Here is a 15,585-nt window from a genome sequence, read left to right on the forward strand (position 1 = left end):
TCGCGCGGTAGACCGCTTGCTAGTTAGGGCACCCTAATTAGTGCCGGTCGCAACGTATTGCATGGTCAGCCGGGAACACGGGCGCGACGGGGGACTACAGGGCCCATAGTAGTGGCATCAGCCACGGGGAGTCAGCAGTGCCACCGTCTCCAGGTGGTGGGTGTGCGGGTACAGGTCAAAGGCCCGCAGCCCGGACAGCTGCCAGCCGCCCTGCTGGAAGTAACCGATGTCACGGGCGAACGACGACGGGTCGCAGGAAACATAAGCAATGGCCCGGGGGTTTGAGGCAATTAGCTGGCCGACCACCGCCTTGCCCGCGCCGGCGCGCGGCGGATCCAGCACCAGGGCGTCGAACAGGCGCGGCCGCTGCCGGAGCACCCGCTCCACCTTGCCCTGCACGATCTCCACCTGCGGCGCGCCGTGCAGGTTTTTCCGCGCGTCCCGGCTGGTTCCCGGGGCGCCCTCAACCGACAGAACGGACCCGGTCTCCCCCACCGCATCGGCCAGCGGCGCAGTGAACAGGCCTGCCCCCGCGTAGAGGTCGGCGACCGCAGCGCCGGGTTCCAGGAACCCGCCGTCGTGCAGGAACTCAGTGACGGCACTGACCAGGGTGTCCGGAGCATCGCGGTGGATCTGCCAGAAGCCCGCCCCCGTGACCCGGTAGTCGTGGCCGGCCGCGGACTCCTGCACCCAGGTCCGGCCGCGGAGCTGCAGGGTTTCGTTCTTGAGCGGATCGTAGCTGGCAACGGACACGTCCGCCGGGAGCTGGGACAGGATGGAGTTCAGGCGTTTGGCCCGGGTTCCGGGGGCGGGGGCGAGCAGCACCAGCGGCCGTGAACCGTTGGCGGGAGCAGCCACCTCCACCCGCTCGATGCCCTGCAGGTCCACATCCCACAGCCGCAGGGCGTTGATTCCGTCGATGGCCAGCGGCATTTCCTGGATGGGAATCACCTGGTCGGAGCGGTGGGCATGCATGCCCAGCCGGCCGCTGCCGGTGACGCCGAAGCTGGCGCGCGTGCGCCACCCAAGGCCCGTCCCGCCGTCGTCCTTTACTCCGGCACCTTCCATAGGTCCGGCTTTTGCCTCACCGACCGCTTCCACCTCCGGGGAGTGTTCGACGGCGGCCAGCCGCCGGAGCTGTTCGGCCAGCACCTCAGACTTGAGGCTCCGCTGGCGCTGCAGCGACACGTGGCCAAGTTCGGCGCCGCCGACCGGCGGGCGGCCGTGCGCCCAGGAGCTGGCGGAATCGGCGGTCCGCCAGAAGTGCGGGACGCGGTCAGGCGAAGCGTCCAGCACTTCCACCACGTCCCCGCGCCAGAACTTGGCCTTCTCTTCGGCGTCGGTGAGCCGGATGCGCACCCGCTCCCCCGGGATGCCGTGGCGGACGAAGACCACGCGGCCCTCGTGGCGTGCCACGCAGTGTCCGCCGTGGGCCACGGGGCCGATGTCGACCACGAGTTCGAGTCCGGTGGAAGTGGTCTGGGTGTCCGGGCTCATTGGATGTCCTGCAGTCTCTTGGCTTCTTCGGATGATTTGAGCTGCCAGGGAACGCTGGCAACCATGACGCCGGGCTCAAAGTGCAGCCGGGTCTTGATGCGGAGGGCTGTCTGGTTGTGCACCAGCTGCTCCCACCATTTGCCCACCACATACTCGGGGATGTAGACCACGATCAGGTCCCGGGGCGAGTCCCGGCGCATGTTCTTGATGTAGTCCATGATGGGCGTGACCGTCTCGCGGTAGGGGCTGGCGAGGACGGTCAGCGGAACGGGGATCTCGAGTTTTTCCCAGTCGGCAAGGGTGTGCGCTGTGTCCTCGGCGTTGATGTCCACCGTGATGGCGTCCAGCCGCGAGGGCCGGGAAGCACGCGCATACGCCAGCGCCCGGAGCACGGGCTTGCGGACGTGGGACACCAGCAGCACTGCATGCACGCGGGTGGGCAGGGCACGCGGCGAGGAATCCTCGTCGACCGCCAGTTCCTTGGCCACATTGTCGTAGTGGGCGCGGATGCTCCACATGATGAGGAACAGCACGAACATGGCAAGCAGGGCAATCCAGGCGCCCTGCTCAAACTTGGTGATCAGCACGATCAGTAGCACCAGCGCGGTCATGCCGAAGCCGATCATGTTGATGGTGCGGGACTTGATCATCTGGCGCCGGACGGCTTTGTCCTTTGCCAGCTTCAGCTGCCGGCCCCAGTGCCGGACCATGCCCAGCTGGCTGGCCGTGAAGGAGATGAAAACACCCACGATGTACAGCTGGATCAGCTTGGTGACGTCGGCATTGAAAGACAGGATGAGCACCAGCGCCCCGGCCGCCAGGGCAAGCACGCCGTTGCTGAAGGCCAGCCGGTCGCCGCGGGTGCGCAGCTGCCGGGGCAGGTAACCGTCCTGGGCAAGGATGGAACCGAGCACCGGAAAGCCGTTGAAGGCCGTGTTGGAGGCAAACACCAGGATGGTGCCGGTGGCTGCGACCACGATGTAGAACGGAAGGGACCCCGCACCGAAGATGGTCTGCGCGATCTGGCTGATGGCGGGGTTCTGGATGTAGCCCTCCGGCAGCGGCTGTCCGTTAAGCAGGAATTCGGTGGCCGGGTCCAGCACAATGTGCACTTTGGTGGCATTGGCCAGGTAGATGATGCCGGCCAACATGGCGGAGGCGATGATCCCGAGCAGCAGCAGCGTGGTGGCTGCGTTCTTGCTCTTGGGCTTTTTGAAGTTTGGCACCCCGTTGCTGATGGCTTCCACGCCGGTCAGGGCAGCGGCGCCGGAGGAGAAGGCGCGCAGGAGCAGAAACGCGCCGGCCAGGCCTACGAGTCCCTCGTCGAAGCCTGGTGCAGGGACGATCGTGAAGGCAGCCGAGGGTGCCTGCCCCAACTGGCCGGTCATAGCCTGGAAAATGCCGATGGCGGTCATCCCGAGGATGGATGCCATAAAGATGTAGGTGGGGACCGCGAAAAGGGTGCCCGCTTCCTTGACACCACGCAGGTTGACGAGCGCCAGAATCACCACACCCACTGCTGCAATCATCGCCTGCTGCCCGTGCAGCGAGGGGACGGCAGTGGTGAGGTAGGTGGCGGCGGACGACATGGACACGGCAACGGTCAGGACGTAGTCCACCAGCAGGGCGGAGGCCACCGTCAGCCCCGCGTACTTGCCCAGGTTGTCGTTGGCGATTTCGTAGTCCCCGCCGCCGGAGGGATAGGCGTGGACGTTCTGACGGTAGGAGGCCACCACTGTGAGCAGGACCACCATGACCGCGAGGCCCACGAGCGGGGAAAAGGCCACCGCACTCACGCCTGCCAAGGCCAGCGTGAGGAGAATCTCATCCGGGGCGTAGGCAACGGAGGACAACGCATCCGAGGCGAAGACCGGCAGCGCGATCCTCTTCGGCAGGAGGGTGTGGACCATCCGGTCGTTCCGGAAAGGCCTTCCCACCAGCACGCGCTTCACGGCATTCAGAATTGTCAGCACCACACAAAGCTAGTCTGATTCGCACGCGATGTCATGGCAGGTTTCCGGCGGTAGAGTCTTACGGAGCAGTCCGCGAGAGTTGAGGAGAGAACCGCGTGGCGCACTTCGTGATCATGGGTTGTGGACGCGTCGGGGCAACCTTGGCACATACGCTCGAGGATGCGGGCCATTCGGTTGCCATCATCGACCAGGACGACCGCGCCTTCCGCCGCCTCCGCTCAGGATTCACCGGCCGGAAAGTCACCGGCATCGGCTTCGACCGCGACACGCTGAAGCAGGCGGGCGTCGCAGAGGCGTATGCCTTCGCGGCCGTGTCCAGCGGCGACAACTCCAATATCCTGGCCACGCGGGTGGCGCGCGAGACGTTCCACGTACCGCATGTGGTGGCCCGCATCTACGATCCGGGCCGCGCCGAGATTTACCAGCGCCTGGGCATCCCCACCGTCGCCGCGGTGCGCTGGAGCGCCGACCAGGTGCTGCGCCGCATCCTTCCCGAACAGCACCTCGCGGGGGACTTCCGGGACCCCTCCGGCCGGCTCGTCCTGGCCGAACTCGACCTCCACCCCGAGTGGGTCGGCCACCCCGTGTCCTCCATCGAAAAGGTGGCCGGCGTCCGGGTGGCCTACCTGACCCGGTTCGGCGAAGGGATGCTGCCTTCCGCGGGCACCTCGTACCAGGACGGCGATACGGTCCACGCCATGCTGCGGGTGGACCGCACTTCCGAGGTGGCCCACATCCTCGCCAAAGCACCCGCCAAGGAGTCCTAAGTGAAAGTCGTCATCGTCGGGGCCGGAAGCGTAGGCTCCTCGATTGCCCGTGAGCTGCTGGCCCACAAGCACGAGATTCTGCTCATCGACCTCAAGCCTGAAGTGATCGGACGCAGCGGCCTGCGCGGGGCACACTGGCTGGTGGGCGACGCCTGCGAGCTGAGCACCCTGCAGGACGCGAAGCTCGACGACGCGGACGTGGTGGTCTCCGCCACGGGCGACGACAAGGTGAACCTGGTGGTGTCGCTGCTGGCCAAGACCGAGTTCGGCATCGGGCGCACCGTGGGACGTGTGAACAACCCGAAGAACGACTGGATGTTCAACGACGCCTGGGGCGTGGACGTTGCCGTTAATACTCCGCAGCTCATGACGGCCCTGGTGGAGGAAGCCGTGGAAATCGGCGACCTCGTCAGGCTGCTGACCCTGCAGACAGGCGTCTCATCCCTGGTCGAATTCACGGTGCCGCACGACTCGCACGCCATCGGGCTGACGGTGGGCGATATCGATTGGCCCGAGGACTCCACGCTCGTGGCCATCCTGCGCGACCAGGCACCCATTACACCCAGCCGGGACGATGTCATCGACGGCGGCGACGAACTGTTTTTCGTCACCACCATCGCGGCCGAAAACCAGCTGCGCGAACTTCTGTCACCCGGCGCTGGTGAGGGGCGGGAGTCCGCGACCGCGGCGGCGGCAACCGGGGACCAGCCCAGCCAGTCAGATCAGCTCGACGACGACGGCTTCGACGGCTGACCGTCAGGCGTCGCTGCGGGCCGGGTGATGAGCCAGGCGAGCCATACGCCGAGGATATAGAGCGGCGCACCCATAATGAGCCTGGTGGTGGCCAGCGCCGCCAGCCCGTCCGGCCCCATCAGGTACAGGGGAACCTGCACCAGGAGGCGCAGCACCAGCACACCAACGATGATCCAGGTGCCCAGCCGGTAGGCGCGGACCCGGGCCGGGTCCTTGCGCCAGTCCAGGCCCTCGTTCCGGATGAACCCGAACAACAGGCCAGCGACGGGCCAGCGGACCGCGATGGAAATGACCATCGCCACAATGTAGGCCGAGTTCGTCAGGAACCCCGGAAGGTAGAAGTCCTCTGCCTTGCCCGTGGTGTTGGCGAGCCACGCGGAGATGCCGACGCCGACGACGCCGGCCAGCGCCTGGGTCAGCGGCCGGCGCTGGACCAGCCGGACCGCGGTGAAGACGGCGGCGGCGGTGAGCGCGGCAATCAGCGACGGCGTGAGCGCAGTGGTGGCGGTGAAGGTGACCAGGAAGACCAGGCCCGGGAGGATACTCTCGGCGATGCCCTGGTAACCGCCGGCGCTTTTGAGGACGTCGATGCGGCCGTCATGAGTGCGGTGCAGCCCCGCCTTGGATGCGTAGTCCTCGGCCAGCCCGGCAAAGCCCGGCGTCTCGGGCGCGGGCTTTGGCTCCTGGCGGCCCGGTCCGGATTCGGGATTCTCGGGCAAAGTCATTGGTTCTCCTGGCGGGACAGTATCTCGTAGCGGGGGTTGAACATGGTGGGCATGCCTTCCTTGACCGTCAGCATGCCTTCGAGCCTGAGTTCCGTCCCGGCGTCGATCCCCGGAATCCGCCGGCGGCCCAGCCAGATGACCCGCAGCCGCCCGCGCTGCTCAGCGGGACGGGTGTCGTGGTCCGAGACGATGGCCGTGAAGGCTGCCACCTGCGAGGGGGGCGCGTATGTCACCGACTCGATAAAACCGTGGCACAGGACGCGCCCGCGCTCCGGCAGCCCGCGGATGGGGACCGCCTGGTCCTGCGGGCCGCCTGCGTCAACCAATCTGGGTAATCTCCGGCCCGCGTTCGGGCTGCTGGAAGTCCGGAGCCGCAGGGGGCACCGGGCCGCCTGCCTCCTTAGGCAGGCGCAACTGCAGCAGATCGCGCGGCGGCATGGGGTTCTCGCCCCGGATGACCACGATCTTCCGGAACAGGTCCTCGAGGCCGGCGGCTGCTTCACGGTCAACCGCGGCCTCACCACCGAAAACGCCGCGAAGGAACCAGCGGGGGCCGTCGACGCCGACAAAGCGGGCCACCCGGTAACCCTGGCTGCCGTCCGGGGCCCCGGCCGGCAGCTTGGCCACGAGTTCGACGCCATAGTCTCCCGGGATCTCCTCAACCTGGCCGCCCTGGCCGCCGACAGACTGCCCGATCTGCTCCCGTATCTCGTCCCAGAGCCCCTCGGAGCGCGGCGCCGCAAACGCCTGCAACTGCAGGCTTGACCCTTCCAGGTCCATGGTCACGGCGACGACACGCTGGGTTGCTTCCTCGACTTCAAGCCGGAGCTGAAGACCGTCGCGCGGTGCAATGAGCAGGGCTCCGAGGTCCACATAACCGTCGCGGCTGCTGATCTCGGAAACATCGAAGGGGCCGTTGGCCCTGCGGTCGTCCGCAGCCTTCCCGGCGGAATCCGGGGTGGCGTCCTCCTGGACGTCCTCCGGCTCTGCCGATTCCTGCCTCTTGGCTTTCCTGCCCCGCCCAAAAACCATGCGTTGTCTCCTTAGTCGTGATCGTCCCGCGCGCCCCGAATCGCGGGTGTGCAGCTCAACCGGTGCCCCCGGTAACGGGTTGGCTACGTGCCCGGAACGGCAAACCCGCCCGTGGAGCCGAACCCGCCGGCACCGCGGACAGAGTCGTTCAGCTCCCCCACGGCGACGAACTGCGCGTGCTCCACGCGCTGGATCACCATCTGTGCAATTCTATCGCCGCGGCGCAGTTCCATCGCCTGGTCCCGGTCGGTGTTGAGCAGCGTCACCGCGATCTCCCCGCGGTATCCGGCATCAACGGTGCCGGGTGCGTTCACGACCGTGAGCCCGTGCTTGGTGGCGAGGCCCGAGCGGGGGTGGATGAGGGCAACAAAGCCGTCCGGCAGGGCGATGGCCACACCGGTGGGGACGAGCCGCCGCTCACCCGGTTCGAGCACTACATCCTCACGGGCCCGCAGGTCGGCGCCCGCATCACCGGGGTGGGCGTACGACGGCGCTTCCAGGCCGTCGTCGAGCATTTTCAGCTGCACCTGCACCGTAGGTGCGCCGAACTCCGCCCGGGGCAGCCGCGCCGCGGCATCCGCGGGAGCCTGCTGGACGGGAGCCTGCTGGGCTGTAGCTTCCTGGGCGAGGGATGTCATGGCCGTTGATTCGTCAGTCACAGTCCTCCACTCTATCGCCCGCGCTCTGGCTCCTCCTATTTGCAGTACGTCCTCCTGCTGGCCACTAAGCTTGAGGGCATGCCCGAATCAAGCGCTGCCGTTCCCGCCCGCAACCCGTCTTCACCGGATGAAACCGTCATTTTCTCCGAAAAGCTGTGGCCGGGCGTATGGATCTGGGTGGTTGCAGTGGGCATCGCATCAGCCGGCATCCTTGTCTTCGCCCCCATCAGCATGGCCGCCGGCTTCACCGCAGCGGCCGTACTGTTCGCCATCGAAGCGGTGCTGCTGGTCCTGTCCACGCCGACCGTGGCTGTGACCACGCGCATGCTGCAGGTGGGCCGGGCCAGCATCGAACGCGGCCTGATCGGCGAGGTGGCGGCGTACCGTGGGAAAGAAGCGACGGCGGAACGCGGCACGCGCCTGAACGGCCTGGCCTATCTCTGCATCCGCGGATGGATCGACCCGGTGGTCAAGATTGAGATCACCGACCCGTCGGACCCAAAGCCTTACTGGCTGACGTCCACCCGCCGCCCGGATGAACTGGTCGCTGCACTCAAGGGCCGGTAGCCGCGGCTGACCCTCACACCCGGACTTAGCCCTCACAGTCGCGGCAGTAGAACATCCCGTTCTTTTCGCGCGCGATCTGGGAGCGGTGGCGGACCAGGAAGCATGAGGCACAAGTGAACTCGTCGGCTTGGGCCGGCAGGACACGGACCAGCAGCTCCTCACCGGACAGGTCGGCTCCGGGCAGCTCGTAGCCTTCGGCGAGGTCGGACTCATCCTCCTCCACCACGGCCGTCGGTTTTTCGGCGCGGCGGGTCTTCAGCTCCTCAATCGAGTCCTCGTTCAGGTCCTCTTCGGACTTCCGCGGCGCATCATAGTCAGTCGCCATGGCCTGCTGCTCACACTCCGTCGAATCGCTCTAATGACTCATCCGTGACAACGCCGGACGAACCTGGTTTGTGCCCGTCACGCGCACATTTTTCCCCAAGCCGCCGGGAAAAGCCATAGCCGGAACGAACGCCTCAGCCGGGTTTCATTTGTCGGCCAAAACTCCCGGAATTTCGCGGCGCGCCCGATGCCCTAACAGGAAAAAGGAGTGCGGGGTGGCAGAGTTTCGAATGATAGTAATGCCAGGGTGGAGGATTGTATGCAGGATCTACGGCTTGTAGGCGTCCACGACGACGGGGAGCATCTCCTGTTAAGCGGCACCGCCGGCGCAATGTTCCGGCTGCCGATCAACGAGGCACTCAGGCTGGCGGCCAGCCGGCCGGCCGCACGTCCGGCCGCGACTGCCCCTGTGGCCATGTCCCCACGCGATATCCAGGCCAAAATCCGCAGCGGTTCCACCGCTGCCGAAGTTGCCGCGGCCTGTGGCATGCCGCAGGAAAAAGTCGAGCGGTACGAGGGGCCGGTCCTCGCCGAGCGCGCATATATCGCCCAGCAGGCCCAGAAGGTGGAGGTTGCCTCCCCTGCGCCCGGGCACGACGTCTACCGTTCGGCCTTCGGCGACACCCCCGCGACCCTCGGGGACATGGTGGCGCACCGGCTCACCGCCCACGGCATCCAGTCCTCCACACTGGAGTGGGATTCGTGGCGCCGGCCGGATGGCACCTGGACCGTGGTGGCCAAGTTTGAGGCAGCCCCCGGCGGGCACGCGAGCATCGGCGAGGAACCTCCCGCGATGTGGACCTTCAACCCCACACGGAAATCCCTGCAGAACGCAAACCGCTGGGCACAGCAGCTCAGCGAACTGGAGCCGCTGGACGGACCCGTGCCGGCCCGCCGGCTCTCCGCCGTGTCCGACCGGCCTTTCGATTTCGAAACAGACGCGGACTCCGCGGCTCTCACCGGCACTGGCGACGGCAACAGCAGGGACCAGCGGAAGGACCCGGACGGCCTGCTGGACATGCTGAGGTCGCGCCGCGGCCAGCGTCTTGGCGTGGATGAGGACAGCGACGACGCCCTGGCCCTGCTGCTCGCCAACGGCGTCCCGGCAGCCCATCCGCGTGCGGAGGAAACGCCTGCAGACACCGGGGACGAATCGTCTGCTGAAGAGTCCTGGCAGCCCGAAACGTCGGCAGAGCCGGAGTTTTCCGCACAGGCAGAGGGTTCAGAGCACGAGAGCTCGGAACTCGCCGAGTCGGACCACGACAGTTCAGAACATGACAGTTCCGGGCACCAGCCGGATGCAGGCCAGGATGATGCCTCCGAGGTTCCGGCGGCCGAGTTTACGCTCGCCCGGCGCCGGGACGGCCGGCCTTCGATGGTCTCCCGCCTCAACCTCGTGCCCCGGCATGAGGATATCGACGACGAGTCGCTGAAGCTTCACGACGGCGTCAGCACCCAAACGCGCGAAATCACCATAGTCCCGGGCACCCCCGGTAAGCCCGGTCCGGCCAGGCCTGAGGAGCCCGCCTCCCCGGCGGCGCACGCATCGGGCCCGGTCCCCGGCCGACCTGGGCCTGCAAAGCCCGGACTGGACGAGCTCCTGGGCCGCGGCAATTCCCGGGGCCGCCTGGAGGGGACACGGCCGCAACCCGGCCAGGGAGCGTCCCGTGCCGATCAGGACCGGGACGAACCGGAACGCCAGCCGTCCCGTCCGAAGCGCTCCAGTGTTCCGAGCTGGGACGAAATCGTCTTCGGTACCCGCGGCGACTGAGTACTAGCCGCGAGCAGTGGTTGTTTCGCCAGCGCTGTTTGTTCCACTAGCACCGTGCCACAGGCACGCGTCCACCTCGAACGGGAGCAGCTGCTCCTGCTGGGCGATGATGCTGGCGCCGTGGGCGGTGACCCGGCGCATAAAGTGCCGCCGGCACAGCGTTTCGTAGCCCACCACCGGCGCATGGACCGCGTCGCCACTGGCATCACCGGCCGCAGGATCGATGGCCATGTCCACATCCCCGACCACCATCTGGGCACCCTCGGTGACCATCACGCCGTCGACCGTCCTGGCATTATGGGTGGCCCGCCGGCCGCACCAGCACAGAGCTTCAACCTGCAGGACCTGCACCCGGTCCGCGAGTTCAATCAGGCGCTGCGACCCCGGGAACAGGCGGGTCCGAAAGTCGGCCGTGATGCCAAAGGCAAAGACGTCCACCTCGATCTCGTCCACCAGGCGTGCCAGCTGCTCAACCTGGGCGGCTGAATAGAACTGCGCCTCGTCGCAGATGAGGTAGTCCACGCGGATCCCCTGGGTGCGGCGGAGCACTACCTCGTCCCAAAAGTCCGTGGCATCGGTGACTTCCACCGCTTCCGCCTGCAGTCCCAGACGGCTGGAGATCCGGGAGTCTCCGGCCCGGTCATTGCGGCTGAACCGCACCCCGCCGCGCCCGCGTGCGCGGTGGTTGTAGTCCATCTGCAGCGCCAGGGTGGACTTGCCGGAGTCCATCGTTCCGGAGAAGAAGACGAGTTCAGCCACGGGAACCCCGGCGGCCGGCTGCCCTGCCGGAAGCTGTTTTGCCGGAAGCCTGGAAGGTGAGCAGCGGAACTTCGCGTTCGGCCTTGGTCAGCGAACCATGCTGGCCCACCACTTCCAGGGCCGTCGGACGCACCCGGCGCGTGTCGTAGAGCGCCAGTGCGTCCCGGGCAGCCACCATCACATCCCCCACCCGACCCGTGACCTCGGGGCGCACGGTTCCGAACAATCCGGCAGCAATGGCGTCTGCCCGGGTGAACGCCCAGATCCTGTCGCCGAAGCGGGCCCTCCACGCGGCGAGGATCCGATCGCGTGCAGCCTCGCCGGCGTCGTCCTCCAGGTACAGGTGCACCATGCGCGGTTCCCCGGCGGTGTGCCGGACACCGTCCACGAGGGCAGCGTCGGCGGCGTAGTCGATGCGCTGCGACTCCGGGACGTCCAGCATCCCGTGGTCGGCGGTGACCAGCACCGTGGTTCCGGCCGGGAGGCTTGCGTCAAGGCGCTTGACCGTGGCGTCCAGTTCCTCGAGCTGGTGCTCCCACTGCGGCGACTGCGCGCCGTACCGGTGGCCGGCCTTGTCCAGGTCGTTGACGTAGAAGTACATGAGGGCGGACCCGGAGTCAGCCATCACCTCGGCTGCCGCCGCAGTACGCGCGTGGGACGTGGTGCCGGAGACGAACGAGCCGCCGCGCAGTGCCGCCTGGGTCATGGGTGAACCGCCGAACTGCGGCAGGCTCACGGTGGTGACCGCCACATGCTCGGCGGCACGCTCAAAGACAGTGGGGAACGGCTGCCACAGCTGCGGATCCACGGCGGCATCCCAGTTGCCCAGCATGTTGACCACCTTGTCCTGGGCCGGATCCAGGACGTCGTAACCCACCAGTCCGTGCTGCCCGGGAGCGAGTCCCGTACCCAGGCTGGCGAGGGAAGCTGCCGTGGTCGAAGGGAAGGCAGCATCCAGCCACACCGGCACTGCCCCCTGGCCCTGCTGCAAAATACCGCGGAGGAAGGGGGTGTGCGCAGTCTTCTGCTTGAGCAGGCCGCGTCCCAGCCCGTCGGCCAGGACGACACAGACGCGCTTGGCCTGCGGCAGCCCGAGCGCATTCCCGAAGCCAGGCACCCCGAGGCTGGCCGCGGCGCTGCCCAGCACCTCGGCCACCGAGCGACGGCCATAGGCCGGGGCGACCGGCAGGCCGCTCATGGCAGGGCCGGGTTCTGCGGTTCGCGTTGCGGAGTCTGAGGACTGTTTATCCGAGTCCCGCATCTCAGCGCTTGTGCCCGCGGCTGAGCCGGCTGGCAAAAACGCCCATGCGGGGACGCGGGTGGGTGGCTGACGGCGTATGCCGCACCGGGGTGGGGGATCCGGTGTTCACCGCGCGCAGGGCCCGGGCGAAGAGCTTGGCGTCCTGGACAGCCTGCAGGCCGTCTGCCTCGGCGCTGATGCGCAGGACGATGTCCTCCTGGGCGATGGTGCCGCTGTAGCCGTGGTCGGCCTCGCACTGTGGGTCACCGCAGCTCGCCGGGCCCATATCCAGGCGCTGGCCGCCGGACCAGGCGATGGACAGGGTGACCTCGCGCACCGGGTCGGAGGGCTTGTAGTTCTGCGGCTGGGCGTACATGTAGCTCAGGACCACCGAACGGATCTGCGCCACGGGGACAGATTCCGTGGAAATCTGCGCCACGATCTGTTCGCCCGCCTCGTCGAGCTGCTGATCGTCCACGTGGGTGATCACCAGCATGTCGTCGGTGAGGACCAGAACGGTGATGTGGCGGCGGACCTCTGCCCGGTCGAAGTGCGTCTCAAGGTGGACCAGGTGTGCCAGGCAGTCGCGGCCGTCCAGGGCGTCATCCACCACGTCGGCAACCAGCAGCGGGTAAAAGCCCGCCTGCTGCAGGGCGCCTTCGAGGCTCTGGCCCTGGACGCTGTGGTTGTGTGAGCTGTGCTGGAAGACCTGCGGGCTGTGATCGGGCGCTTGAGGCTTCGAGGTGGGAGGCTGGGAGCTCATTTCCCCATTTTCACAGATCGCTGTGGCACATGCTAACCAAGAGGCTAGCTCCGCATCGCCCGGCGCGCGCTGTCGGTGCGCTGGGACGCGTTGCCGATCCGGACGTCCGCGGCCAGGATGAAGGCCCCCTGCGGCGTGGCCAGGACCGGATTGAACTCGACGAGCGCGATCTCCGGATGCGCGTCCTTGAGCCGTGCCAGCCGCGCGGCGACGTCCTCCAGGGCCGAAACGTCCACAGCGGGCAGGCCCTGGTACCCGAACAGCTTCCGGGACGCGCGCGGGCTGCGGATGAGGTCACGGAGGTCGGCTCCGGACAGCGGCGGGGCGCGGTGCGCCCAGTCGTCCAGGAGGTTGACGGCGTCGCCGGCCAGCCCGAAGGACACCACGGGGCCCAGCAAGGGGTCCTCGATGGCCCGCAACGTGCAGGCCTGCCCCACCGGGGCCATGGTCTGGACCTCCAGCGAGGCCGGGCCGTAGGGTTGCAGCGCCCGGCGCATCTGCTGGATGTTCAGCCGGAGGGAGTCCGCGTCCTGGATATCCAGCCGCACTCCGCCCAGGTCCAGCCGGTGGCGGAGGGTGGGGTCGGTCGTCTTCAGTGCCACCGGCCAGCCCAGCCTGCCGGCCGCCTCCACGGCTTCATCCTCGGTGTTGAAGCCTTCCGAAGGCAGGACCCGGATCCCGTAATGCGCCAGCAGCCGGGCTGCGTCTTCGGGGTTGAGCTTCTTCAGCTGCTCGCCGCGGACATCAGCCAGCAGGTTGTCCAGATCGGCGTGCGCGGCGTCCGGATCGCACCCCTCGGGATCAACGAAGAGGCCCTGGTCACGTCCGGCCCATTCGGCGTACCGCACCACGGCAGACAGTGCCGCCACCGCCGCCCCGGGGTTCGAATAGCATGGCACCGGCGGCGCGTCCGGGCCCTCCCCCACCATACCTTCCACATACACCGACGGATCGAGGATGCCGGTGAAGGCCGCCACCACGGGCTTTCCGGCCTCGGCGGACGATTCTGCGAGCGCACCGGCAATCTTCTCCACCGTCAGCCCGCGGGCCGGAAGGAAGGCGACCACGGCGGCGTGGACTGCATCCCGGGCCAGAACCTCCCGGAGCCGGTCCCGCAGGGCGGGCAGGGCACGGGACATGCCGGCGTCCAGGTCCAGGTCCACCGCCAGCGCCTCGACGCCGAGGCCATGTGACGCGGCGCTGTCCGCCACCACTTTCCCCAGTGCACCGGAGTTGCTGAACACGGCCACGCCGGCGCCCTTGGGAAGCGGCTGGGCAGACACGATCTGTGCGACGTCCATGAGCTGTTCGATGGTCTCCACCCGGATCACGCCGGACTGGCGCATCATCGAATCCAGGGCATCGGCCGGCGCCTGGGTGGTGCGCACGGCATGCCCTGGCGGCAACTGCAGACCCATGGAGGCGGACTTGGCCACGATCACGGGTTTGGTCCGGGCGAGCCGCCGCGCCAGGCGGGAGAACTTCCTCGGGTTGCCGATCGACTCCAGATACAGGCCCACGGCAGTGGTGTCGGCGTCGTCCTCCCAGAACTGCATCATGTCGTTGCCGGACACGTCGGCACGGTTTCCCGCGGACAGGAAGGTGGAGATCCCGGCGCGGCGCCGGCTGGAGGCCGCGTACAGTGATACCCCGATTGCCGCGGACTGGCTGAACAGCCCCAGTCCGCCGCCGCGGGCCAGGCTGGGCGCCATGGAGGCGTTCAGCGACACCGCGGGGTTGGTGTTCACGATGCCGAGCGAGGCCGGGCCGATGACCCGCATCCCGTTGGCCCGCGCCTGCCGCACCAGCGCCCGCTGCCGGGCGAGGCCGCGTTCCCCGTCCTCGGTGAATCCCGCGGAGGCCACCAGGACCCCCTTCACACCGGCGGCCGCGCACTCGTCCACAACCTTGGGAACTTCCTCATAGGGAACTGCGACTATGGCCAGCTGGACGGGCCCTGGAACCTCGGAAAGCTTGCCGAAGGACAGCATCCCGGCCAGCTCAAAGGCCTCCGGGTTGATGGCGTAGACCGGGCCGGTGAAGCCGCCTTCGATGATGTGTTCCAGGAGCTGGTACCCCACAGTCCCCCACCGCCGGCTTGCGCCGATCACCGCCACCGACGACGGCGCCAGCAGGTCCTGGACGCTCCTCGCCTCGGCGCGGTGTTCCCGGGCTTCCATCACCGCACGCGATTTGTCCGTGGGGTCGATGTTGAACTCCAGGCTCACCACGCCGTCGTCGAAATGGCGTTTAACGTCGTAGCCGGCGTCGGAGAAGACCATGAGCATCTTGCGGTTTTCGGGCAGCACCTCGGCGCTGAACCGGCGGATCCCGTTTTCGCGGGCGGCGGCCGCCAGGTGCTCCAGCAGGATCGAGCCGATCCCGCGGCCCTGGTGCGCGTCGGCGATGTTGAAGGCAACTTCAGCTTCGGCGGGGTCGTCCAGCCGGTCATACCGGCCGATACCGATGATGTCCCCGCCGATGGTGATGACGAAGGCCACCCGGTCCCGGTAATCCACCTCCGTGAAGCGCTTGAGCTCGCGGCTGGAGAGCCGCTCCTTGAAGGCGAAGAACCGCATGTAGATGGAGTTCTGCGACTGCCTCGTGTGGAAGGTCTGCACGGCGTCCGCGTCGGTGGGGTGGATGGGCCGCAAATGCGCTGTTCCGCCGTCCCGCAGGACGACATCGGCCTCCCAATATTCCGGATATTCGCCGTCCCCGGGCTGATCCACCATAGGCTTAGCCTAGCTAAACC

Annotated in this window: 15 protein-coding genes; 4 read left to right on the forward strand and 11 right to left on the reverse strand. The window is 67.6% G+C overall.

Features of this window, described 5'->3' with window-relative positions; genetic code table 11:
* Positions 1-117: 117 nt before the first annotated feature.
* On the reverse strand, positions 118-1,497 hold the full coding sequence (locus BWQ92_RS01745; protein WP_076797956.1) for a class I SAM-dependent RNA methyltransferase: 1,380 nt from the start codon (positions 1,495-1,497) through the stop codon (positions 118-120).
* Complete coding sequence (locus BWQ92_RS01750) at positions 1,494-3,470, reverse strand: APC family permease (RefSeq protein WP_236783079.1); 1,977 nt, start codon at positions 3,468-3,470, stop codon at positions 1,494-1,496. The genes BWQ92_RS01745 and BWQ92_RS01750 overlap by 4 nt, the downstream gene beginning before the upstream one ends.
* A 95-nt stretch (positions 3,471-3,565) precedes the next feature.
* On the opposite strand from BWQ92_RS01750, the gene BWQ92_RS01755 reads away from it, so the two are divergent.
* Together BWQ92_RS01755 and BWQ92_RS01760 are read left to right on the forward strand one after the other, a co-directional pair.
* On the forward strand, positions 3,566-4,237 hold the full coding sequence (locus tag BWQ92_RS01755) for a potassium channel family protein (RefSeq protein ID WP_076797957.1): 672 nt from the start codon (positions 3,566-3,568) through the stop codon (positions 4,235-4,237).
* Positions 4,238-4,990, forward strand: a complete 753-nt coding sequence (locus tag BWQ92_RS01760; protein ID WP_076797958.1) for a potassium channel family protein — start codon at positions 4,238-4,240, stop codon at positions 4,988-4,990.
* Here the strand turns inward: BWQ92_RS01760 and BWQ92_RS01765 are convergent.
* The 4 genes from BWQ92_RS01765 to dut all read right to left on the reverse strand — a co-directional run bounded on the left by BWQ92_RS01765 (position 4,960) and on the right by dut (position 7,406).
* Positions 4,960-5,715 (reverse strand): DUF3159 domain-containing protein, encoded by a 756-nt coding sequence (locus BWQ92_RS01765; protein ID WP_076797959.1) that lies wholly within the window; start codon positions 5,713-5,715, stop codon positions 4,960-4,962. The genes BWQ92_RS01760 and BWQ92_RS01765 overlap by 31 nt on opposite strands.
* Positions 5,712-6,041, reverse strand: a complete 330-nt coding sequence (locus tag BWQ92_RS01770) for an OB-fold nucleic acid binding domain-containing protein (protein WP_076797960.1) — start codon at positions 6,039-6,041, stop codon at positions 5,712-5,714. Before BWQ92_RS01770 ends, BWQ92_RS01765 begins: the two co-directional genes overlap by 4 nt.
* Positions 6,034-6,747: a DUF3710 domain-containing protein gene (locus BWQ92_RS01775; protein ID WP_076797961.1), complete on the reverse strand. Its 714-nt coding sequence runs from the start codon at positions 6,745-6,747 to the stop codon at positions 6,034-6,036. The genes BWQ92_RS01770 and BWQ92_RS01775 overlap by 8 nt, the downstream gene beginning before the upstream one ends.
* An 83-nt stretch (positions 6,748-6,830) precedes the next feature.
* Positions 6,831-7,406, reverse strand: a complete 576-nt coding sequence (gene dut, locus BWQ92_RS01780) for a dUTP diphosphatase (protein WP_076797962.1) — start codon at positions 7,404-7,406, stop codon at positions 6,831-6,833.
* Between the two features lie 78 nt (positions 7,407-7,484).
* On the opposite strand from dut, the gene BWQ92_RS01785 reads away from it, so the two are divergent.
* Positions 7,485-7,973 carry a DUF3093 domain-containing protein gene (locus tag BWQ92_RS01785; protein ID WP_076803453.1) on the forward strand — a complete coding sequence of 163 codons (489 nt, stop codon included), beginning with the start codon at positions 7,485-7,487 and terminating at the stop codon, positions 7,971-7,973.
* 25 nt (positions 7,974-7,998) lie between these two features.
* Here BWQ92_RS01785 and BWQ92_RS01790 read toward each other — a convergent pair whose 3' ends face one another.
* Positions 7,999-8,298, reverse strand: a complete 300-nt coding sequence (locus BWQ92_RS01790) for a DUF4193 domain-containing protein (RefSeq protein WP_076797963.1) — start codon at positions 8,296-8,298, stop codon at positions 7,999-8,001.
* A 258-nt stretch (positions 8,299-8,556) separates the two neighbouring features.
* Here BWQ92_RS01790 and sepH point away from each other — a divergent pair, with 258 nt between their 5' ends.
* Positions 8,557-10,068, forward strand: a complete 1,512-nt coding sequence (gene sepH, locus BWQ92_RS01795) for a septation protein SepH (protein WP_076797964.1) — start codon at positions 8,557-8,559, stop codon at positions 10,066-10,068.
* A 3-nt stretch (positions 10,069-10,071) separates the two neighbouring features.
* Here sepH and BWQ92_RS01800 read toward each other — a convergent pair whose 3' ends face one another.
* The 4 genes from BWQ92_RS01800 to BWQ92_RS01815 are packed head-to-tail and all read right to left on the reverse strand — an operon-like array spanning position 10,072 to position 15,565.
* Entirely contained in the window at positions 10,072-10,827 is a 756-nt protein-coding gene (locus tag BWQ92_RS01800; protein ID WP_076797965.1) for a thymidine kinase, read from the reverse strand.
* Positions 10,820-12,088: an alkaline phosphatase family protein gene (locus tag BWQ92_RS01805; RefSeq protein ID WP_076797966.1), complete on the reverse strand. Its 1,269-nt coding sequence runs from the start codon at positions 12,086-12,088 to the stop codon at positions 10,820-10,822. Before BWQ92_RS01805 ends, BWQ92_RS01800 begins: the two co-directional genes overlap by 8 nt.
* A gap of 1 nt (position 12,089) precedes the next feature.
* The gene (locus BWQ92_RS01810; protein WP_076797967.1) at positions 12,090-12,830 is read right to left on the reverse strand and encodes a DUF5998 family protein; all 741 of its coding nucleotides are present in this window, start codon (positions 12,828-12,830) and stop codon (positions 12,090-12,092) included.
* A gap of 44 nt (positions 12,831-12,874) precedes the next feature.
* The gene (locus BWQ92_RS01815) at positions 12,875-15,565 is read right to left on the reverse strand and encodes a bifunctional acetate--CoA ligase family protein/GNAT family N-acetyltransferase (RefSeq protein ID WP_076797968.1); all 2,691 of its coding nucleotides are present in this window, start codon (positions 15,563-15,565) and stop codon (positions 12,875-12,877) included.
* Between the last annotated feature and the right edge of the window lie 20 nt (positions 15,566-15,585).

Source organism: Arthrobacter sp. QXT-31, from assembly GCF_001969265.1.
Lineage (GTDB): Bacteria > Actinomycetota > Actinomycetes > Actinomycetales > Micrococcaceae > Arthrobacter.